The sequence below is a fragment of the Devosia neptuniae genome (assembly GCF_025452235.1).
Taxonomy (GTDB): domain Bacteria; phylum Pseudomonadota; class Alphaproteobacteria; order Rhizobiales; family Devosiaceae; genus Devosia.
Genome location: NZ_CP104965.1, coordinates 4080428 through 4100921, shown reverse-complemented (window position 1 = coordinate 4100921; position 20494 = coordinate 4080428). Strand labels below are relative to the sequence as shown.

The following is a 20494-nucleotide window of genomic DNA, read 5'->3' as shown; positions in this document are numbered from 1 at the left end:
GGAGGCTAGGAGGGGGTAACGAGAGCCCGAATATCCGGCGCCCATCCTCTCATCATCCCTCCCCCTAGGGGAGGGCGCAGATCACTCAGCAGCCCGGTTCGCCCCCTCCGTCGCCGCCAGCAATTCCTTGGAATAGGCCTCCACCAGCTGCCCATGCTTGAGCTGCTCCACATCGGCCACTTCCACAATCCGCCCATGCCGCATCACGGCCAGCCTATCACACAGAAAGCTCACCACCGGCAGATTGTGCGTCACCAGCAGATAGGTCAGCCCCTGTTCCCGCCGCAGGCGTTTCAGCAGGTTCAAAATCTCCGCCTGCACGCTCACGTCGAGCGCCGAAGTCGGCTCGTCCAGCAGCAGCACCTTGGGCTCCAGCATCAGCGCCCGCGCAATCGCCACGCGCTGCCGCTGCCCGCCCGACAATTGGTGCGGAAAGCGAAACCGGAACCGCTGGTCCAGCCCCACGGCCTTCAACATCGCCTCGACCCGCTCATCCCGATTGCCCAGGCCATGAATGGCCAGCGGTTCGGTCAGTGCCGAGTCAATCGTCTTGCGCGGATGCAGCGACCCATAAGGGTCCTGAAACACCATCTGGCATTGCCGCGCCACCGCGCGGTCCACCCCATGGCTGCGCGCCCGCCCCAGCACGGAGATTTCCCCCGTCCAGTCCGGCGCCAGCCCCGCAATGGCCCGCAAAATGGTCGACTTGCCCGAGCCGCTCTCGCCCACCAGCGCAAAGCTCTCGCCTTCCGCGATCGCCAGGTTCACCCCATGCACCACCTTGGTGTCGCCATAGGAAATATCGAGGTTCTTGAGGTCTATCGCGTTCATGTGCCCGCCCATTGTGTCCGGTCGAGCACCGGCAATTCGTCCCGGCTCTCATTGATGGTCGGCATCGCCGCCAGCAGCCCCCGCGTATAGGGATGCTTGGCATTGGCCAGCTCCCCCGCCGCGCATTCTTCCACTACAGTCCCCGAATTCATCACCAGAATCCGGTCGCAATAGCGGCTGACCAGATTGAGGTCATGGCTGATCAGGATCAGCCCCATGCCCTTGCGCGTCACCAGATCGTCGATGATATCGAGCACCTGCGCCTGCACGCTCACATCCAGCGCCGAAGTCGGTTCGTCCGCAATCAGCAGTTCCGGCTCGGGGATCAGCATCATGGCGATCATGATGCGCTGCCCCATGCCGCCCGACACTTCGTGCGGATAGAGCTTGGCCACCCGCTGCGGCTCATTGATCCGCACTGCTTCCAGCATGGAAATGATCCGCGCCTCGATTTCGCGCCGCGGCAGCTTCTGATGCGTCACCAGCGCCTCGGCGATCTGCTCGCCCACCGTCATCACCGGGTTCAGCGAATATTTGGGGTCCTGCATCACCATCGAAATGCGTGCCCCACGCACGGCCCGCATCTGCTTTTCGCTCTGCGCGGTCAGATCGATCCCCTCGAACTCGAGCTTGTCCGCGCTCATCAGCCCCGGCTTGCGGATCAGTTTCAGGATCGCCCGGCCCGTCATCGATTTGCCCGATCCACTCTCCCCCACAATGCCCAGCCGCTCGCGCCCCAGCTCGAACGAAATGCCCTTGACCACCTCAACCCGCCCGCGATGGGTGGGGAAGCTGACGCGCAGATTTTCAACCTTCAGCAGCGGCGCCATCACTTGCCCTCGCTTTTCGGGTCAAGCACATCGCGCAAACCATCGCCCAGGAAACAGAACCCCAGGCTCACGATGATGATGGCAAAGCCTGGCATGGTCGCCACCCACCACTGATCCAGAATGAACGTGCGCCCCCGCGAAATCATCGCGCCCCATTCCGGCAATGGCGGCTGCGCCCCCAGCCCGATGAAGCCCAGCCCCGCGGCGGTCAGGATCACCCCGGCCATATCCAGCGTCACGCGAATGATCATCGAAGAGGTACAGAGCGGCAGAATATGCTGCACGATCACCCGCAGTGGCGAAGCCCCCTGCAATTGCACCGCGGCAATGAATTCCGAATGCCGGATCGTCAGCGTCTCCGCCCGTGCAATACGCGCATAGGCCGGCCACGAGGTGATCGCGATGGCGATAATGGCATTATTGATGCCCGGCCCCAGCGCCGCGACGAAGGCCAACGCCAGGATCAGCTTGGGCATGGACAAAAAGATATCGGTGAACCCCATCAGAATGCGGTCCACCCACCCTCCGAAATAGCCCGATACCGCCCCGACCAAGAGACCGAGCGGCGCCGAAATCAGCGCCACCAGCCCCACAATGGTCAGCGTAATCTGGCTGCCCCAGATCACCCGCGAAAAGATATCGCGGCCCAATTCATCCGTGCCCATCCAGTGGGTGCCCGACGGCGCCGCCAGCCGGTTCGCCAAATCCTGCCCGGTGGCGGAGTAGGGGGCCAGCCACGGCGCAAATATCGCCGTCAGCACCAGCACGAGGATAATCACCCCGCCCACCACCGACAAAGGGTTCCGCAGCAGTGCGGTAAACACCCGATACGCCCGCCCCGCATTGGCCTGCCAGCGCGAGGAAGGCGAGTCTTCAAGCAACCAGTCGCGTGTTGAACTCATCAGCGTGCCCTCGGATCCAGCACCCGGTACAAAACGTCCGAGACCTTGTTGATGAAAATGAACACCGCCCCGATCACCAGCGTCGCGCCGAGCACCGCGTTCATGTCGGCATTGAGCAGCGCCGTGGTCAGGTAATTGCCGATCCCCGGCCAGGAGAACACCGTCTCGATCATCACCGAGCCTTCCAGCAGCGCCGCATAGCTCAGCGCAATCACCGTGATCAGCGGCACCCTGATCGGGTTGAACGCATGCCGCCAGATCACCACGCGTTCCGGCACGCCCTTGACCCGCGCCGTGGTCACAAATTCCTGGCTCAATTGATCCAGCATGAAGCTGCGCGTCATCCGCGCAATATAGGCCAGGCTAAAGAATCCCAGCACCGCAGCCGGTAGCAGCAAGTGATTGATCGCATTCCAGAAAATATCGAGATCACCCGCGATCAGACTGTCAACCAGTAACAGCCCGGTTACCGGCGGCACCAGGCCATCGTAGAAAATATCCAGCCGCCCCGGCCCGCCAACCCAGCGCAGGCGCGCATAAAACAGCGCCAGCCCCACCAGCCCCAGCCAGAAGGCCGGCACCGAATAGCCCAGCAGCCCGACCACGCGGATAATCTGGTCCAGCCAACTGCCCTGCCGGCTTGCCGCGATTACCCCGAGCGGCACACCCAGCGCCACCCCGATCAGAATGCCGATCGTCGCCATTTCCAGTGTGGCCGGGAAAAACCGGCTGATATCGGCAATCACCGGCCGCCCGGTCGAAACCGACATGCCGAAATTGCCGCTCAGCACATTGCCCACATACTGCACGAACTGCACATAAAGCGGCTGGTCCAGCCCCATGGATAGCCGCGCCGCGTCATACACCGCCTTGCTCGCCCGGTCGCCGACCACCGCCAGCACCGGATCGATCGGGATCACCCGCCCGATGAAGAAGGTGATCGCCAGCAGCCCCAGAAAGGTGAGGAAAATCGTGATCACAAAGCTGGCCACAGCCTGCGCCCTGCGCCCCCAACGCTTGCCCGCACCAATGCCGGTGCTGGGGGAGGGTGGTGCTGTCCCGATCTGCGGCTCCATGCTCACGCGGCTAAATCCCCCAAAGAAAACAAGGCAATAGGCCTGCAAGCGGATTCTCTTGCAGACTGTGAAGGGCTTCACATTTCGCTTTCACCATACAGAAAACTTTGCTTATATCAAAAAAATTATGGTGGAGACGTATGGCAGGCACCGCGCTGACCAAGTCTGATCTGGATGGGCACCCCAAGGTGGGCTCGCTCATTCGTGCCCGTCGCCGCCAGCAGCAGATGACCCTGCAGGAACTTGGCACCGCCGCCGAAGTCTCCGTGGGCTATCTCAGCCAGGTCGAGCGCGATCACTCCACCCCGTCGCTGGGCACCCTGGCCCAGATCGCCCGCGCTTTGGGCGTTGGCATCGACTATTTCGTCTCCGCCCCCAGCGCCGACAATGCCCTCACCCGCGCCAGTGAGCGCAACCGCTTTTCGGTCGATGGCTCCTCCATCATCTACGAGCGCCTGGGCGCCGATTTCCCCGGCAATATGCTCTCCAGCTTCATCATGACGGTGCCACCCGGCTACCGTTCCGAAACCGTGGCGCATGAGGGCGAGGAAATCCTCTACGTGCTCGAAGGCTCCATCACCCAGCGCCTCGAAGGCGAGGAAATGGTGATGAGTGCCGGCGATAGCCTGCATTTCCGCGGCAATCGGCCCCATTCCTGGTCCAACCACACCGACCAGCCCGCGCGCCTGCTCTGGACCGGCACGCTCACCCTCTTCCGTTCGACGGCCAAGCCCTCCCGCCAGCCGCCGGCGAAGCCGAAAACCGGCAAATCCAAGCCGGTGAAACAAAAGAAATTGGTCAAATAATAACAGGAGAAACGCTGATGAAACTATTCACCGCCGCGCTGCTCGCGACGGCTTTGTCGCTGCCGCTGGCCGGCACCGCTGCCTTCGCTGCCACGCCTGCCGACGCTCTCGTCGTCGCCCAGAATATCGACGATATCGTCGCTATCGATCCGGCCCAGGCCTATGAGTTCACCTCGGGCGAGCTCAATACCAATCTCTATGACCGCCTCGTGCAATACGACGCCGAGGACACCACTGTCCTCGCGCCGGGCCTTGCCACCGAATGGGTTGCCGACGACGCTGCCAAGACCATCACCTTCACCCTGCGCGATGGCGTCACATTCTCCTCGGGCAATCCGGTTCGCCCCGAAGACGTGGTGTTCTCCTTCTCCCGCGTCATCAAGCTGAACAAGACCCCGGCCTTCATCCTGACCCAGCTCGGCTGGACCCCGGAAAACATCGCCGACATGGTCACCGTGGCCGATGGCAAGGTGGTCGTGAAGTATGACGGCGATTTCTCCTCCGCCTTCGTGCTCAACGTGCTGGCTGCTCGGCCCGCGTCGGTCGTCGACGAAGTCACCGTCATGGCCAATGAGGTCGATGGTGATATGGGCAACGCCTGGCTGAACACCAATTCGGCCGGTTCGGGCCCCTTCGTGCTGGCCGATTACCGCCCCGCCGAAATCATCCGCCTCACCGCCAATGCCAACTACTTCAAGGGCGCCCCGGCCATGAAGACGGTGATCATCCGTCACGTTGCCGAAGCCGCCACCCAGCAGCTCCTGCTGACCTCGGGCGACGTCGATATCGCCAAGAACCTCACCCCCGACCAGATCGGCAGCCTGCCTGCCGACAGCGTCAAGGTCGAGACCTTCCCCCAGGCCGCCGTGCACTTCCTCTCCTTCAACCAGAAGGACGAAGCCCTGACCCCGCCGGCTGTGTGGGAAGCCGCCCGTTACCTGGTCGATTACGACGGGATGACCAAGTCCTTCCTCGCTGGCCAAATGGAAAAGCACCAGGCCTTCTGGCCCAAGGGCTTCCCCGGCTCCTATGACGAAACGCCCTATAGCCTCGACGTCGAAAAGGCCAAGCAGATCCTGGCCGATGCGGGTATCAAGACCCCCATCACCGTGACGCTGGACGTGATCAACTCGACCCCGTTCACCGATGTCGCCCAGTCCTTGCAGGCATCCTTCGCCGAAGCCGGCATCAATTTCGAAATCCTGCCCGGCACCGGCGCCCAGGTCATCACCAAGTATCGTGAGCGCACCCACCAGGCCATGCTGCTCTATTGGGGCCCCGACTTCATGGACCCCCATTCCAACGCCAAGGCCTTCGCCTACAATTCCAACAATGCCGACGATGCCTACGCCGCCACCACCACCTGGCGCAATGCCTGGGCCGTGCCGCAGGAAATGAACGACGAAGTGACTGCGGCTCTCGCCGAACCCGATCAGGCCAAGCGCAACGAGCTCTATGTCGACCTGCAGAAGCAGGTGCAGGAAACCTCGCCTATCGTCATCATGTTCCAGGCCACCTACCAGGTCGCCATGGCCAAAGCTGTCAACGGCTACGTCAATGGCGCCACGTCGGACTTCGTCTACTACCGTCTCGTGACGAAGCAGTAATCCCGCAGCGGCCCTGCCATGCCGCCGCGAACGGGAGCCGAGCCCCAAGCCCGGCTCCCAAATATCCACCCCAATGTCATTCCCGATGTCGCGGGAATGACACTGAGGGAAAGTTGACGGGCATTATCGTCCCGATCCACCGGCTTCACCCTCCCCCTTGTGGGGAGGGAAGCGAGATAGGATTTAGCTTCAGCTAAATCCGTAATCGAGCAGGGTGGGGGTATGCTTCCGCATACTCGATGCCCCGGATACCCCCTCCTAGCCTCCCCCTGATAGGGGGAGGGATCTCTCCACTCTTGGGACCACATCGCGTCACAAGCACAGGGCGGTCCCTCCCCCTATCAGGGGGAGGCTAGGAGGGGGTACCCCCACAAAAACTCAAAACCACCGAGCCCAACATGAATCCCACCCTCACCACCCGCCTCGCCAATCTCCGAGCCATCATGGCCGCCACCAATACCGATCTGGTCGCCATCGGCCCCTCCAGCCACATGCTCTACCTGGCCGATCTCTCCCCCCATGGCGACGAGCGCCCGGTGCTCCTCCTCATCTCGGCTACCTTCGCCGGCTTCCTCATGCCCGCGCTCAACGCCGACAGCGCTCGCCAGCACACCGATCTGCCCTTCTTCCCCTGGACGGACGCTGACGGTCCCGACGCCGCCTTGCAGGACCTGCTCAACGCCACCGGCGTTCCGCGCATCAGCCCGTCCATCGTCCTCGATGAAACCATGCGCGCCGATTTCGCGCTCCTCGTCCTCGATGCGCTGCCCGGCGCCAGCCGCCGTTTCACCAATGACACGGTCGGCTATCTCCGCTCCCGCAAGGACGAAGCCGAATACACCGCCCTCAAGACGTCAGCCGTCCTCAACGACGCGGCCATGGCAGCCGGCTTCGCCGCCCTCAAGCCCGGCATTACCGAGCTTGAAGTCGCCAATACCATCCGCGAATTCTACAAGGCCAATGGCGCCACGCCCGAATTCACCAGCGTCTGCTTCGGCCCCAACGGCGCCTTCCCGCACCACCACACGGGCGACACCCAGCTCAAATCCGGCGACGCCGTCCTCATCGATATCGGCGGCCGCATCCACGGCTACCCCTCCGACATGACCCGCGTCGGCTTCTTCGGCTCGGCCCCTGAAGGCTTCGGCCAGATCCACTCCATCCTCGACCACGCCGTCACTGCTGCCATCGCCGCGGCCAAGCCCGGCGTCAAAGCCAGCGCCGTCGACAAAGCCGCCCGCGACGTCATCACCGCCGCGGGCTACGGCCCCAATTTCCTCCACCGCACCGGCCATGGCCTGGGCATCGATATCCACGAGACGCCCTACATCACCGCCACATCAGAAACTGTGCTGGAAGAAGGCATGGTCTTCTCCATCGAGCCCGGCATCTATCTGCAAGGCCAATTCGGCCTGCGCCTCGAGGAAATCGTCATCATCCGCAACGGCCAGGCAGAAATCCTCTCCGACATGCCCCGCAACGCGGTTGCGGTGGGGTAACGGCACTGCTTCGCCGGCGCCACCCCACCCCGGATGTCACCCCGGCGAAGTCCGGGGCCCATCCCGAGATACGGGTCACAGCCGCAAGGTGTGCGTGACAGGGGCGAATGGCAACCTCGCCGTACGCGCCGGCAGATCCCTCCCCCTATCAGGGGGAGGCTAGGAGGGGGTATCCCCCAAAAGGACGCTTTAGATGCCCCCAATTCTCACCACCGACCGCCTCATCCTGCGCGCCCACACCGCCGCAGACTTCCCCGGCTGCTACACCCTCTGGTCCGACCCAGACGTGACCCGCTTCATCGGCGGCCGCCCGAGCACGCAAGAAGAAGTCTGGTCCCGCATCCTGCGCTATGTCGGCCATTGGGAAGTGCTGAACTACGGATATTTCCTCGTCACCGAGCGCCAGACTGGCGCCGTAGTCGGCGAATTCGGTCTCGCTGACTTCCGCCGCAATGTCGTCCCGCCCTTCGGCGACACCCCGGAAGCCGGCTGGGTCATGCTGCCGCAATATCACGGCAAGGGTCTCGCGCGGGAAGCCCTCACCGCTGTCCTCACCTGGGCCGATCAGACCATGCCGCGCACGGTCTGCATGATCCACCCTGACAACGCGCCCTCCCTCAAGCTGGCCGCCAAGCTGGGCTACACCGAATATGCCCGCGGCCAATACGGCGAACACACCCCGATCCTGCTGGAGCGGATCGTGAGGTAGCGCAATCGCCCGGGCCAAACACCCGCCGTCATCCTCGGGCTTGCCCCGAGGGCTCTAAACTTGCGGAGCATCGGAGGGTGACGGAGCTTTGCGTAAGATCTACGCCCTTAGCAGGGGCGTGCCTTTGGCCACATCCCGCTCAAACACCAGCACATCATCCACCACGCTCAGCCGCCCGTGATGCACCGCCGTCTTCCGCGCCGCCACATCCGGCGGCCCGGCCTTGTCGCCCAGCTCGTCCCATTCGGGATGGGTGAAATAATACAGCGCCGCATGGTCACCGGCGACCACCACATCGGCATGCCGCAGAAAGCGGATATCCATCGGATCGGAGCCCGGCTCGCCCCCGATGATCCCCTGACGCTCCCAGTTCACCGCATCCTTGGAGCGGTACACGCCTTGCCCGCGCCATTCATCGACGATCAGCCAGTGCCAGCCGCCCAGCACGAACACATTGGGCCCCTCATGCGGCGGTGCATCGGGCGAGCCGGGCAGCACCAGCCCCTCCTGCCGCCACGCATAAAGGTCCGTGCTCACCGCGCTCCAGGTGCTCGAGCCGGCATCCTCGTCCTTGTACCACATGCGCCACAGCCCATCCGGGCACTTGAGCACACAGGCATCGATCACCCGCGGCCCATTGAGCGTCAGCGGCCCCACCCGCGTCCAGGTCTCAAGATCAGGGCTGGTGAAATGCGTGATCGTCCGCGGCACGCCCGGCCAATTGTCCGGTATGCCGGGAATATAGCTCAGCCACATATGGTACTCGCCCTCGGCCCAGATCACCTCCGGCGCCCAATGCGTATTCTTGCCCGGCACGTCGGTGGGGTCGTCGAGCCCCTTCACCGTCCCGCGATAATGCCAGCTCGCCCCATCGTCCGTGCTCACCGCCACCCCGATCGGCGAGCCATGGATCCAGGTAAAATTCGGCCCCTCCGCCGTCGGCTGCCGGTTAGTGTAGAACATCCACCACTCATCGGTTCCCTGCTTGCGAATAACCGTCGGATCCGCCGCCCCGTCGGCGATCGGGTCACGATAAATAGGTGCAGACATATTTTTGAAACTCCTCAGAAAATGTCGCCGTGCGCCCGGACCGCGCCCCACCACCGGAGCCTCCCCTCGCCCCTTGTGGGAGAGGGACGACATTTCTGCGTTCAGCAGAAATGTCAGGGTGAGGGGTCCTGCGCCCGCCCATGCTTCAATGCTCGTGGAAACAACCCCCTCATCCGCCCTTCGGGCACCTTCTCCCACAAGGGGAGAAGGGAAGGGTGGACGTGGCTGGGTCGTGGGTTACCCACCGGGTTCACCCCCCCCTTGACGGGGAGGGCTAGGGAGGGGTGACGAGAGCCCGATGTCTGGCCCTCACGCGCAAAACTGGGCTCACACCCCCTCATAAACCCGTACCGACCGCCCATCCGGCCGATCAACCAATCTGCCCGCAACGCCCACCAAGCCATTGGCGCGACTCACCATCTCCCGGTCCGTCGCCAGCTTCCCGTCGCCCGCATCCTCAGTGCTCAGCACACTGGCCTTGAGCAGCCGCGAATAGGGATGCTCGGGATTATCCAACACGGTGCGCGCATCGCCCATTTCCACGATCCGCCCGCGCTGCATAATGATGATGCGGTTGGAAATGTAATAGGCCGTCGCCAGATCGTGGGTGATGTAGATCACCGAAACCTTCAGGTCATCCCGCAGGCTCTTGAGCAGGTTGACGATGCTCATGCGCAGGCTGGCATCCACCATGGACACCGGCTCATCCGCAATCAGCAGCGGCGGATTGGGGATCAGCGCCCGCGCAATGGCCGCGCGCTGGAGTTGCCCGCCACTCATTTCATGCGGATAGCGCCCCTTTACTTCGGCCAGGCTCAGCCCCACCTTTTGCAGCGCCCCGTCCATCGCCCGGTCGAGCTCGGTCCGATCCCGCAGCTTCAGAAACCGCCGCGCCGTGGATTCCAGATACCGGTCGATCCGCTTGAGCGGGTTGAACGCCTCGAACGGGTTCTGGAACACCGGCTGCACATTGGCCATGAAGTCGAGCCGCTCGGCCCGGCTCACCTTGGCGCTCACCGTCTTGCCGCGAAAGCTGATCGTGCCGGTGCTGGGCAATTCGAGTCCCAGGATCATGCGCGCCAGCGTCGTCTTGCCCGACCCGCTCTCCCCGATAATGGTGAAAATCTCGGGCTTCTCGACGCTCAGCGAAAAGCTTGCGCCCTCCACGGCATTGACCACCTTGCGCGACAACAGCCCGCCCATGGTGAATTGCTTGGAGACATTGTTGATATCCAGCAGCGTGCTCATGCCATCACCCCGTGGCTTGCATGCGGCGCCACCAGCGGCTCCACATCCTTCCAGCGCCAGCAGGCGGTGCGGTGATCCTTGCCTACCGTTTCCATCGGCGGCACGTCGGTCTTGCACTTGTCCACGGCCAGCGGACACCGCGGATGAAACCGGCACCCCGTCGGTGGTGACGCCAGGCTCGGCGGCCGTCCCTCCAGCGCCGGGCGCTGCGCCGTATCGCCAATGCGCGGCAGGCTCGCCACCAGATGGGCCGTATAGGGATGCTTGGGCGCAAAGAACATTTCGCGCGTCGGCCCTTCCTCCACCAGCCGCCCGGCATAGATAATGCCCACGCGATCGGCCACATTGGCATGCACGCTCATATCATGCGTCACGAACACCACCGAGGCGCCCATTTCCTTTTGAATATCGCGGATGAGGCTCAGCACTTCCTTCTGCACCACCACGTCCAGCGCGGTGGTCGGCTCGTCCGCAATGATGAATTCGGGGTGGCACACCGTCGCCAGCCCAATGGTCACGCGCTGCCGCATGCCGCCCGAGAGCTCATGCGGATAGGCCCGCAACACATCCGGCGACAGCTTGAGCCGGTCCAGATGCCCGATCACCCGCTGCTTGAACGCATCGCCCGACAGGCCCAGGGGCTTGGCCGCAAAATCCTCGAACGTCTTGCCGATCCGGCGCACCGGATTCAGTACGCTCATCGAGCCCTGCATGATGTAGCTCAGATGCTTCCAGCGCACCGCCTCGATCTGCTTGTCGCTGGCCGTAGCGACATCGATCGGATGCCCCTTGAAATCATATTTGACCGAGCCTGCCACCACCCGGAACGGCGGTCGCATCGCCGCCGCCAGCACCTTGATAAACGAGGTTTTGCCCGACGAGCTTTCCCCCGCAATGCCATAAACCTCATTGCGCTTGATGCTCATGGTGATGTCGTCGACGGCCCGCACTTCGCGTTGCACGCCGTAATAGTTCATCTGGTAATAGGCCTTGAGCCCATCGACGGTCAGGATTTCATTGGCCATCATCAAGCTCCCATACGGCGAAGGCGGCTGCGCGGGTCGATATATTCGTTCATCGACATGGCCAGCAGGAACAGCCCGATAAAGGTGATGACGATCAGCACCACCGGAATGAGGATCCACCACCACACGCCCACCATCATGGCCGAGTGGGAATTGGCCCAGTAGAGCACTGTGCCGATAGTGGGGTTATTCAGATTGGTGAAGCCCAGCACCGCCATGGTCACTTCCAGCCCGATCGACCACAGCATGTTGTTCATGAAGGTCGCGAACACGATCGGCATCACATAGGGCAGGTGCTCTTCGAGCAGCACCTTGCGGGTGCTCATGCCGGCAAACACCGCATGCCGGGTGAATTCACGGTGCTTGAGCCCCAGCGCCACCGAGCGGATCAGCCGCGCGTCGAACGGCCAGCCGAAACACGCCATGATCAGCGCCAGCGTGAAGCTGTCCAGATTATTGCGCAGCACGAAATAGAACAGCACCAGGATCGGAAAGATCGGCACGGCCACGAAGATGTCGTTGATGAACATCAGCACCCGGTCCACCCAGCCGCCGGCATAGCCGGACAGCAGGCCCACCGCGATCGAGATGATACGGCTCAGCACCGCCACGGTGATGCCGAAGATCAGGCTGTTCTTGAACGCCGCGGAGAGCTGCCAGAACAGGTCCTGCCCGCGCGAATTGGTGCCGAACCAATATTGTGGCGAGGGCGGCTGGTCGGGCACGGTCATGTAGATCAACGTAGGATCCACCGGCGAGAAAAAGCTCAGCGCGGCGAAAATCACCACGAACCCGACCAGGATCAGCCCGATGGTGAATTCCAGATTATAGCGGATGAGGTCGCGAAATACTGCAAACATAGGGGCCTACTCCGTCCGCACGCGGGGATCGAGCAAAGGATGCAGCAGGTCGACGATGAAGATCGCCAGGGCCACCGCGGTGATCGAGACGGTCGATACCGCCAGCACCAGCGAATAATCGCCATAGTTCACCCCATCGATCAGCAACGAGCCGATGCCGGGATAGTTGAACACCTGCTCGGTGATGACGGTGCCCGAAAACACCCCGCCCAGCGCCATGGCCAGTGCCGTCAGCTGCGGCACCATGGCGTTGCGGATGATATAGGCGTCCACGATGGTCCGGCGGCTCACCCCGCCCAATTCGGCATAGGTCACGTAATCGTCGTTGACGATATTGGACACCAGCGCCCGCATGCCCAGGAACCAGCCGCCAAACCCGACCAGCACCAGCGATAGCGCCGGCAGGATGGAGTGCTGCAAGATCGAGCCGATATAGGTCAGCGTCAGCCCCGGCCGCACATCCATGGCAAAGCCGCCCGAAATGGGCAGCACCGGCCACAGGAAGCCGAAAATCACCAGCAGGATGAACGCCACCACATAATAGGGGATCGGCTGCACGGCGATGGCGACGATGCCGAACGCCTGGAAAAACCGGTTATCGGGATTATAGCCCGCCAGCGCGCCAAACAGATTGCCGATGATGAAGGTGATCAGCGTCGAAGTGGTCAACAGGCCCAGCGTCCAGGGCAGGGCGCGGGCGACCAGTTCCATTGAGGGGGTGGGGAAGGCCAATAGCGAGGGGCCCAGATCGCCGCGCAGCAGGCGCGCCCAGAAATTGAAATACTGGGTCACGATCGGCTGCCCGGTGCCATAAAGCTCGGTCAGCGCCGCGCGGGTCGAGGCGATGGCCTCGGGCGACAGGTTCGAGCGGGCTGACAATCGTCCCAGCACCTGTTCCACCGGATCGATCGGAGACAGATGCGTCACCAGAAACGTCGCCGAAACCCCGCAAAAGATAACCGCAAGCAATTGCAGGATGCGCTTGCCGACAAACCATAGATAAGTGTTCATATATTTACCTCGCGACCTCGGCCCTTTCTTCCCCTCGCCCCTTGAGGGAGAGGGACAGATTTTCTGCGTTCAGCAGAAAATCAGGGTGAGGGGTTCTGCGCTCGCTCATGCCAGAAGTGCAGAAAGAAGCCCCTCATCCCAACCGAGACTCGCGTCCACACATTCATCCCCATGCGGCCCGGCCCGTAGGCCGAGCCACCGGGGAGGCTCTTACGCGCCCGTAGCAGGCGTGATCTGGGTGAAGATGTACCGCCCGTTCGACCAATTGGTCACCGGATTGGCGTAGTTGTTTTCCGCGTTCGGCCAGCCGGTCCAGTAGCGGGTCGATTGGAGCGAGAACACGTTATAGGCCATGATCGGAATGTTCGGCATCTCCTCGAGGTGGAGCTTGACGAAGTCCGTGCCATATTCGATCCCCTTGGGATCGTTGAAGTCGATGCCACGGATTTTCTCAATGATTTCGTCGAGCCGCGGATCCTTCCAGCGCATCCAGTTGCGATCGGGCTGCGAGGCGCCGGGCTCAACCACGTAATCGGAATGATAGCTGTCGAGGAAGAAGCTGAGGTCGGGGTGACCGCCCCAGGTTTCCACCGCCCAGGCAATGTTGACTTCGTAATTGCCGACGCGTTGACGATCCCAGGTATCCGAGGCCGCTTCCACCTGTGCCTGCACGCCATTCTGCGCCCAGGTCTGGGCGATGATCGAGCCCAGCCGGTTGACCACGCCATCGGTCGGCACCATCACCGAGAAGGTGAAGGGTTGGCCATCCGGCTGCGTCCACTGGTTGCCATTCTTGGTGAAGCCGGCAGCAGTCAGCAGTTCTTCGGCCGCCGGGATATTCTGCTTCCACCAGCCATAGCCAAAGGCATTGCGGATGGCGGTTTCGTCGCTCGGCACGGCGTCGCCGAATTGCGGGCGAACCATCTCGGCGATCTGCAGCCCGACTTCGGGGTCGTATGGCTTGACCTTGCTGGTGCCGGTGTCGATCTCGTAATTGGTGAGAAATTCCTGCAATGGCCCATGATAGTCGCGCGGATGGGTGCCGGTTGGCGGCACCGAAATCGCCGACAGCGTCGCAGCGCCGCGATAGCTGGCCATCGACATGGCCCGTGCATCGAGCATCAGCGTCAGGGCCCAGCGCACGCGCTTGTCCTGGAACTTGGGGTTCTGCAGGTTGAAGATCGCCATCACCAGCGTCGGATCGGGATGGGCATAGGGGAAGCCGGGGAACCAACCCTTGATCTGCGGGTCCTGCGCCACCACCGAGAATGTGGCTTCCGGGGTCAAGTCATGCACCATGTCGAGATTGCCATTGCGCATCTCGATCAGGCGGTTATCCGGGGACATGTTGTTGCGATAGATGATGAAGCGCGGCTTGGGCTCGCCCACCATGCCCAGTGCGGTCTTTTCCCAATCGGCGCGCTTTTCCCAGATATACCAGGTTCCGTTCGGATCGAACGAATGCAGCGTATACGGCCCCAGGCTCACCGGCGGGTTATTGTCGAAGCTGAGGATGTCCTCGACCTTCTCGAACACATGCTTGGGCATGATCCAGGCGCCGGTCCAGCGCACCGAGAACAGCGTGTGGAAGCGCGAATTGGAGGCGTTGAGCTTGAAGTGAACGGTATAGGGGTCGGTTGCTTCCACCGAAGCGACCTGCGCGGTAAACGCGCCATTGAACGGGGTGCCGGGCGTCGCCTTCTGCTTTTCGACGGTATAGACCACGTCGTCGGCGGTGAAATCTACGCCGTCGCTCCAGGTGATGCCCTGTTTCAGCTTCACGGTCATTTCCGTGAAATCGTCGTTATACTGCCAGAGATCGTCGGCCAGCGAATTGTAGATGGCGTTCTCGCTCGCGCCCGCCACGCCGGCATCGGGATCGATCAGCCAGAGCGTATCCGTGGTCAGCTGGTGCAAGCCATTGCTGGTGCCATTGCCGGCGCCGACAACCCATGGATTGAACCAACCCGGATTACGGATGATCCCCTCTGGGTTGTGCACGATGACAGTCTCGTTGCGCGGGAATTGCGCCAGGTCCGGCGCTACGCCTTCGGCCTCTTGTGCGAAGGCCAGGCCCTTGCTCGCCAGCAGCAACGCGCTGACTGCCGTACCCATCATAAAGCTACGTCTATCCATTTGATCCTCCCTTGTGGCGTGCCCTCCAGCACGTCGGCTGAAATGCCTCCAGCATTCCAACTTGGCGCCCTCCGGCGCTCGTCCGATATGCTACTCAACCATCCGTCATTGTCAACGCACTATCTGATGTAAATCGGAAACCGTGATATACAATACAAAGGGACGCACCGTCGCTGGTGCGTCCCTTTGAACGCTCTAAATGAGCACCTTAGCGGTTCTCAACGCTAACAGTCCGTTAGCGTATAAGGGGTGTCGGTCAACGCATTTGCGCTGCCCGAACCGGGCGTGATTTCGCTCTTCCCTCAAGGGGTGGCAGCCTCCACGGCGCCGGGTGGGAACCCACAAAACGGCAACCAACCACAATGTCATTCCGGCGCGGGCCGGAATCCATGCTGAAGGTTATCCCCATGCTCGATAGCAGTGTAGGTGTGGGGTGATCCCCACACCATTGACCGACCGCGTCAGATCTTCACGCGCACCATCTGGTACGAGTAAGGCGGCAGGGTCACGCTCAGCTTGCCATCGGCAATCTTGGCGCCAGTGCCTTTGCGCGGGGCCACTTCATCCTGCTTCTTGGCGGTATTGACCGCCTTGAGGTCGGGATGGGTCATCACCTGGTGGTCGATCACCGTGCCGGCGCCAAAGCCCTGCAGGCTGACTTCCGTCTCGATGCTTTCGCTGGTGTGCCGGTTGACGAGGAAGAAGCTCAGCGTGCCTTCCTCTTCATTGTGCACGCCCGAAACGTCGACGAATGGCGTGTCGGCTGCATGCGTCGTCTCGTAGCCGGGCGAATTGACCAGCAATTGCAAGGCTGTACCGCGACCGAACACCGAAGCGAAGAAGTACGGGTAGTAGATGGTCTGCGCCCAGGCCGGGCCGCCCTTTTCCGTCATGATCGGCGCGATCACGTTCACCAGCTGCGCGATACAGGCGATTTTCACCACGTCCGAGCGGCGGATGAAGGTGTTGAGGATCAACCCCACCATCAGGACGTCTTCGAAATTGTAGATGTCCTCAAGCAGGCCCGGCGCATGCGGCCAGCCGCTATTGCCGTCCAGGATCTCGCGATCCTTCTTGTTGGAATGGTACCAGACGTTCCATTCATCGAAGGAAATATAGACGTCGCGCTTGGACTTCTTCTTGGCCTTGACCTGCTTGATGGTCGAGGCGACCGTCTCGATATAGGTGTCGAGCTTTTCGCTCAGACCCAGATAGTTCGGCGTGTTGTTGTCGCGGTTGGCGAAGTACATGTGCAGGCTGATATGATCGACGTGATCATAGGTATGCTCCAGCACGATGCGCTCCCAATCGGGATAGCTCGCCATGTCCGAATTGGACGAGCCGCACACGATCAGTTCCAGTGATTTGTCGAACATGCGCATGGCCCGCGCCGTGTTGGCAGCCAGCTTGCCATACTCATCCGCATCCTTGTGGCCGACCTGCCAGGGTCCGTCCATCTCGTTGCCGAGACACCACATTTTGACGTTCCACGGCTCCTTGCGGCCGTTCTTGATACGCAGGTCGCTCCAGTAGGAGCCGCCGGGATGGTTCACATATTCGAGGAAATTGCGCGCCTCATCGACGCCGCGCGAACCCAGGTTCACGGCCAGCATCATCTCGGTGCCCACGGTAGCGCACCAATCGGCAAATTCATGCACGCCAACGGCATTGCTGTCCGAGGTGTGCCAGGCCAAGTCGAGGCGGGTAGGGCGCTGCTCGCGCGGCCCGATGCCGTCTTCCCAATTATAGGCCGAAACGAAGTTACCCCCGGGGTAGCGCACTACCGGTACATTGAGGTCCTTGACCAGCTTGGCCACATCCCCGCGCATGCCATCCTTATCGGCGGTCGGGTGGTCGGGCTCATAAATGCCCTCATAGATCGCCCGGCCCAGATGTTCCAGAAATGCCCCATACACACGATCATCGATTTTCGAAATCGTGTAGTCCTTATGCGCAGTAACGGACGCCTTCACTTGGTCCTCCCTTCAATCCCGATTTTCTGATTTATATCAGTTGCCCCGTTGTAAACGAGGTCGGGCGCGTCGCGCAAGGGGCAGGGCAAACAAATTCGACGGGGATTAAATCAGCGTTCAGTCTGCAGCCGCAGGATGATGTCCTGGTCGTAATTGCCGAAGCCGCGACCGAAAATATTGATGCCGCCTGGATGTTTAGCGTCGGGCTTCACCGCGATGCGCAGCCGGATCGAGTGATGATTGGCCAGGTCCAGATCTACCAGCGACACTGGGGATATCTTGACGCCATCGACATAGGTGCCGTCCGGCATCACGCGCCAGCTTTTGAGCTTGCCATATTGGCTGCCCTTCAATTTCCACCAATCGGGGGTATAGACGCCCCGTTTGTCCCCAAAGTCCCCCGGCGACGTCCAGGTGCCGATTTCCGTGCCATTGACCGAAAGCGTGATGTCGCTGGGCCAGTCGGCCGAAGTGCCCGGCACTTCCGAGCTCAGCTCCATGGAAAATTCCATCGCCTCGATCTTGTTCTGGCTCAGCTTGGCATTATTGGGAAATTGATATTCCACATATCCCCGCGTGAACCAGATCAGCCCGGTCTTCATCCGGTCCGGATCAAGGAAAGTATCGGGCACATCCAGCAACCCGATAATTCCCTCGCTCGAGCACAACCCGCACGGCGCCGAAACCTCGCAACTGGTATAAAGTCCAAGCGGCATGGCCACTTCGATGCTGTTGGACTTCAGCGGCGAGATGTCTTCCTTGAACATCACCAGCACTTCATCAAACATCGAATGGCAGATTTTCTGATTGCCCTTCCGCGCTTTCTGCGTCTCGGTACGGATCAGTCCGGCCGCTTCCAGCACTTGGATATTGGTCGAAATCGTCGACTGGGGCAGGCCCAGTTTCTCGGCAATGTCATTGCCGTTCATCGACCCTTCGACATGCAAAAGCTTCAGAATGCGGATGCGGATTGTCGACGCCAGCCCCTTGAGCACCTCGATGCCTTCTTCGGGGTCGACGACCAGAAAATTGCGGCTCATGACGGACTTTCAGCGGAAACAAAGCGAATAAACATGTCTATCAGGATCGCTGATACAATCAACCGCATTGCGCCAGAGCGGCCCGAGATCAGATATGGTCGATCGTGCTCTTGGGCGTGCCGGTCACCTCGAACCAATTGGTCGGCCGCTCCACAAACCGTTGCACAGCCGGGGGCTCGGGGCCTTCATGCAGCGCCCGCACTTGATCGCCAATCTCGGCATCGGCCTTGGTCATCCGCAGATTGTGCCTGACATATTCGGTCCAGGTCGGTGTTTGATAAGTTTCGGTCCACAGATTGGGCTGTCCGAGATCGCGCAGCAGCGTCCAGTGCCGCGCTCCATCCCGCCGCCTGATTCGACGGCGCGCATCCATCGCGGCCATGAAGGCGGTAAGATTTTCCGGGCGAATTTTGTAGGTTATCTGGATCAGGATAGGTCCGCTGCGCGGCTGCAATTCCAGCTCCAGATGCGGCTCCTGCCAGCGATTGAGCGGGTCGAGATCCAGCATGGTCCGCGGCGGCAGCGGTATCCGCAAGCCCAGCAAGGCGCCTGCCAGCATCAGCAGGCTCGCCCCGCCAAAGGCGATGGCCAGCCCATAGCTTTCCGCCGCCAGGCCCCAGATCCAGCTGCCCAGCGCCATGCCGCCAAACGTCGCCGTTTGGTATAGCGACAGCGCCCGGCCCACCACCCAGCGCGGCGAGGATAACTGCACCGACACATTGAACAGCGACAGCGCCAAGACCCAACTCGCCCCTGCCAGCATCAAGGCCGGCGAGGTCAGCCACACCGAGGTGCTGATACCAGTGACAAAGGCCGCCAGAGCAAAGCTGACGAAAGCGATGCGCACCACCGCCTCGCTGCTGAAGCGCACATGCAACCGGCTGCTCAGCAGCGCCCCGCCAACCGCACCCAGCCCGAAACTGCCCAGCATGAGGCCATAGGTCAGCGGCCCGCCGGTCAATTGCGATGCCGATACCACCGGCAGCAGCGCCATCACCGAAATGGCCGTGAACCCGAAAATCGAGGCCCGCAGCAAGATCCGCAACAGATTGGGCGACATCGCCACATAGCGAACGCCCGAAAGCATAGCGGGCCCGATACCCTCGCGAGGCAGGCGGCTGGGTTCCACCACGGGTTTCCAGCGGAACAGCACATAGAGCAGGCCCAGATAGCTCAGCGCATTGAGCGCAAACGCCCCCGCTGCTCCCGCCACGGCCACGATAATGCCGCCAATAGCCGGCCCCACGCTGCGCGAAATATTGAAGCCGATGGAATTGAGCGTCACCGCCGCCGGTAATTGGGTGCGCGGCACCAGATCGCCCACCGAAGCCTGCCAGGACGGATTGTTGAGCGCCGTGCCGCAGCCCAGCAGAAAGGTAAAGCCCAGCAGCAGCCAGGGCGAAATCAGCCCCAAAAATGCTCCGGCCATCAATAGCAATGACACACCCAGCATGAAGCACTGCGCGATCAGCATCACCCGCCGGCGATTGAAGCTATCGGCAATGGCACCGCCCAGCAGCGAAAACAGCATGATCGGCAGCGACGTCGAGGCCTGCACCAGTGCCACCATGTCCACGCTGTCGGCAATCGAGGTCATCAACCAGGCCGCGCCGACGCCCTGGATCAGCGCGCCGAAACTCGACACCAGATTGGCGACCCAGATATTGCGGAAGGTTCCGTTTTCCAGCGGAACCAGCGGGGAAAGGCGCTCAGCCATGGGCGGACGGATCAATGATTTGCATACTGCCTGATATAGACCCGCTTCCCTCTCCGGGATCAACCGCCGTCTGCGTTAGGTGATGAGATTTTAGGTGAGTGCGCATGGGCACATATTGCCAAAATTGAATAGAAAAATAGCAAAACATACTTTGCATAACGAATTATGAGGCAT

At 61.6% G+C, this 20494-nt stretch carries 17 protein-coding genes; 4 read left to right on the top strand and 13 right to left on the bottom strand.

Features of this window, described 5'->3' with window-relative positions:
* Nucleotides 1–81: 81 nt before the first annotated feature.
* From N8A98_RS22935 to N8A98_RS22920, 4 genes are read right to left on the bottom strand one after another with little or no spacing between them, the layout of a single operon-like run.
* A complete protein-coding gene (locus tag N8A98_RS22935) occupies nt 82–831 on the bottom strand; it encodes an ABC transporter ATP-binding protein (RefSeq protein WP_262168796.1) in 750 nt (249 codons plus the stop codon).
* Nucleotides 828–1661 (bottom strand): ABC transporter ATP-binding protein, encoded by an 834-nt coding sequence (locus N8A98_RS22930; RefSeq protein WP_262168794.1) that lies wholly within the window; start codon nt 1659–1661, stop codon nt 828–830. The genes N8A98_RS22935 and N8A98_RS22930 overlap by 4 nt, the downstream gene beginning before the upstream one ends.
* The gene (locus N8A98_RS22925; RefSeq protein ID WP_262168792.1) at nt 1661–2563 is read right to left on the bottom strand and encodes an ABC transporter permease; all 903 of its coding nucleotides are present in this window, start codon (nt 2561–2563) and stop codon (nt 1661–1663) included. Before N8A98_RS22925 ends, N8A98_RS22930 begins: the two co-directional genes overlap by 1 nt.
* Nucleotides 2563–3639 (bottom strand): ABC transporter permease, encoded by a 1077-nt coding sequence (locus tag N8A98_RS22920; RefSeq protein WP_262172121.1) that lies wholly within the window; start codon nt 3637–3639, stop codon nt 2563–2565. Before N8A98_RS22920 ends, N8A98_RS22925 begins: the two co-directional genes overlap by 1 nt.
* A gap of 140 nt (nt 3640–3779) precedes the next feature.
* Between N8A98_RS22920 and N8A98_RS22915 the strand changes: the two genes are divergently transcribed.
* From N8A98_RS22915 to N8A98_RS22900, 4 genes are all read left to right on the top strand, one after another.
* Complete coding sequence (locus N8A98_RS22915) at nt 3780–4445, top strand: helix-turn-helix domain-containing protein (protein ID WP_262168790.1); 666 nt, start codon at nt 3780–3782, stop codon at nt 4443–4445.
* Between the two features lie 17 nt (nt 4446–4462).
* Entirely contained in the window at nt 4463–6052 is a 1590-nt protein-coding gene (locus N8A98_RS22910) for an ABC transporter substrate-binding protein (RefSeq protein ID WP_262168788.1), read from the top strand.
* Nucleotides 6053–6450: 398 nt separating this feature from the next.
* Nucleotides 6451–7551, top strand: a complete 1101-nt coding sequence (locus N8A98_RS22905; RefSeq protein WP_262168786.1) for a M24 family metallopeptidase — start codon at nt 6451–6453, stop codon at nt 7549–7551.
* Between the two features lie 193 nt (nt 7552–7744).
* Entirely contained in the window at nt 7745–8260 is a 516-nt protein-coding gene (locus N8A98_RS22900; RefSeq protein WP_262168784.1) for a GNAT family N-acetyltransferase, read from the top strand.
* 99 nt (nt 8261–8359) lie between these two features.
* Here the strand turns inward: N8A98_RS22900 and N8A98_RS22895 are convergent, their stop codons facing one another.
* The 9 genes from N8A98_RS22895 to N8A98_RS22855 form a co-directional block, all read right to left on the bottom strand.
* Nucleotides 8360–9310 carry a glycoside hydrolase family protein gene (locus tag N8A98_RS22895; protein ID WP_262168783.1) on the bottom strand — a complete coding sequence of 317 codons (951 nt, stop codon included), beginning with the start codon at nt 9308–9310 and terminating at the stop codon, nt 8360–8362.
* A 327-nt stretch (nt 9311–9637) separates the two neighbouring features.
* Nucleotides 9638–10558: an ABC transporter ATP-binding protein gene (locus N8A98_RS22890; RefSeq protein WP_262168781.1), complete on the bottom strand. Its 921-nt coding sequence runs from the start codon at nt 10556–10558 to the stop codon at nt 9638–9640.
* Nucleotides 10555–11586 carry an ABC transporter ATP-binding protein gene (locus tag N8A98_RS22885; RefSeq protein WP_262168779.1) on the bottom strand — a complete coding sequence of 344 codons (1032 nt, stop codon included), beginning with the start codon at nt 11584–11586 and terminating at the stop codon, nt 10555–10557. The genes N8A98_RS22890 and N8A98_RS22885 overlap by 4 nt, the downstream gene beginning before the upstream one ends.
* Complete coding sequence (locus tag N8A98_RS22880) at nt 11586–12443, bottom strand: ABC transporter permease (protein WP_113120250.1); 858 nt, start codon at nt 12441–12443, stop codon at nt 11586–11588. The genes N8A98_RS22885 and N8A98_RS22880 overlap by 1 nt, the downstream gene beginning before the upstream one ends.
* Before the next feature lie 6 nt (nt 12444–12449).
* On the bottom strand, nt 12450–13454 hold the full coding sequence (locus N8A98_RS22875) for an ABC transporter permease (protein ID WP_262168777.1): 1005 nt from the start codon (nt 13452–13454) through the stop codon (nt 12450–12452).
* A 210-nt stretch (nt 13455–13664) separates the two neighbouring features.
* Nucleotides 13665–15590, bottom strand: a complete 1926-nt coding sequence (locus tag N8A98_RS22870) for an ABC transporter substrate-binding protein (protein WP_262168775.1) — start codon at nt 15588–15590, stop codon at nt 13665–13667.
* A gap of 461 nt (nt 15591–16051) precedes the next feature.
* Nucleotides 16052–17563 (bottom strand): arabinosylfuranosidase ArfA, encoded by a 1512-nt coding sequence (gene arfA, locus N8A98_RS22865; RefSeq protein ID WP_262168773.1) that lies wholly within the window; start codon nt 17561–17563, stop codon nt 16052–16054.
* Between the two features lie 110 nt (nt 17564–17673).
* Nucleotides 17674–18603, bottom strand: coding sequence for an ArsR/SmtB family transcription factor (locus N8A98_RS22860; RefSeq protein WP_113120247.1), 930 nt, complete (start codon nt 18601–18603; stop codon nt 17674–17676).
* Nucleotides 18604–18691: 88 nt separating this feature from the next.
* Nucleotides 18692–20320: an MFS transporter gene (locus N8A98_RS22855; RefSeq protein ID WP_262168769.1), complete on the bottom strand. Its 1629-nt coding sequence runs from the start codon at nt 20318–20320 to the stop codon at nt 18692–18694.
* Nucleotides 20321–20494 lie beyond the last annotated feature (174 nt).

Bases quoted from the DNA above. Each gene is read 5' to 3' on its own strand.
- N8A98_RS22935 (WP_262168796.1), bottom strand. From the start codon at position 831: ATGAACGCGATAGACCTCAAGAACCTCGATATTTCCTATGGCGACACC.
- N8A98_RS22930 (WP_262168794.1), bottom strand. From the start codon at position 1,661: ATGGCGCCGCTGCTGAAGGTTGAAAATCTGCGCGTCAGCTTCCCCACC.
- N8A98_RS22925 (WP_262168792.1), bottom strand. From the start codon at position 2,563: ATGAGTTCAACACGCGACTGGTTGCTTGAAGACTCGCCTTCCTCGCGC.
- N8A98_RS22920 (WP_262172121.1), bottom strand. From the start codon at position 3,639: ATGGAGCCGCAGATCGGGACAGCACCACCCTCCCCCAGCACCGGCATT.
- N8A98_RS22915 (WP_262168790.1), top strand. From the start codon at position 3,780: ATGGCAGGCACCGCGCTGACCAAGTCTGATCTGGATGGGCACCCCAAG.
- N8A98_RS22910 (WP_262168788.1), top strand. From the start codon at position 4,463: ATGAAACTATTCACCGCCGCGCTGCTCGCGACGGCTTTGTCGCTGCCG.
- N8A98_RS22905 (WP_262168786.1), top strand. From the start codon at position 6,451: ATGAATCCCACCCTCACCACCCGCCTCGCCAATCTCCGAGCCATCATG.
- N8A98_RS22900 (WP_262168784.1), top strand. From the start codon at position 7,745: ATGCCCCCAATTCTCACCACCGACCGCCTCATCCTGCGCGCCCACACC.
- N8A98_RS22895 (WP_262168783.1), bottom strand. From the start codon at position 9,310: ATGTCTGCACCTATTTATCGTGACCCGATCGCCGACGGGGCGGCGGAT.
- N8A98_RS22890 (WP_262168781.1), bottom strand. From the start codon at position 10,558: ATGAGCACGCTGCTGGATATCAACAATGTCTCCAAGCAATTCACCATG.
- N8A98_RS22885 (WP_262168779.1), bottom strand. From the start codon at position 11,586: ATGATGGCCAATGAAATCCTGACCGTCGATGGGCTCAAGGCCTATTAC.
- N8A98_RS22880 (WP_113120250.1), bottom strand. From the start codon at position 12,443: ATGTTTGCAGTATTTCGCGACCTCATCCGCTATAATCTGGAATTCACC.
- N8A98_RS22875 (WP_262168777.1), bottom strand. From the start codon at position 13,454: ATGAACACTTATCTATGGTTTGTCGGCAAGCGCATCCTGCAATTGCTT.
- N8A98_RS22870 (WP_262168775.1), bottom strand. From the start codon at position 15,590: ATGGATAGACGTAGCTTTATGATGGGTACGGCAGTCAGCGCGTTGCTG.
- N8A98_RS22860 (WP_113120247.1), bottom strand. From the start codon at position 18,603: ATGAGCCGCAATTTTCTGGTCGTCGACCCCGAAGAAGGCATCGAGGTG.
- N8A98_RS22855 (WP_262168769.1), bottom strand. From the start codon at position 20,320: ATGGCTGAGCGCCTTTCCCCGCTGGTTCCGCTGGAAAACGGAACCTTC.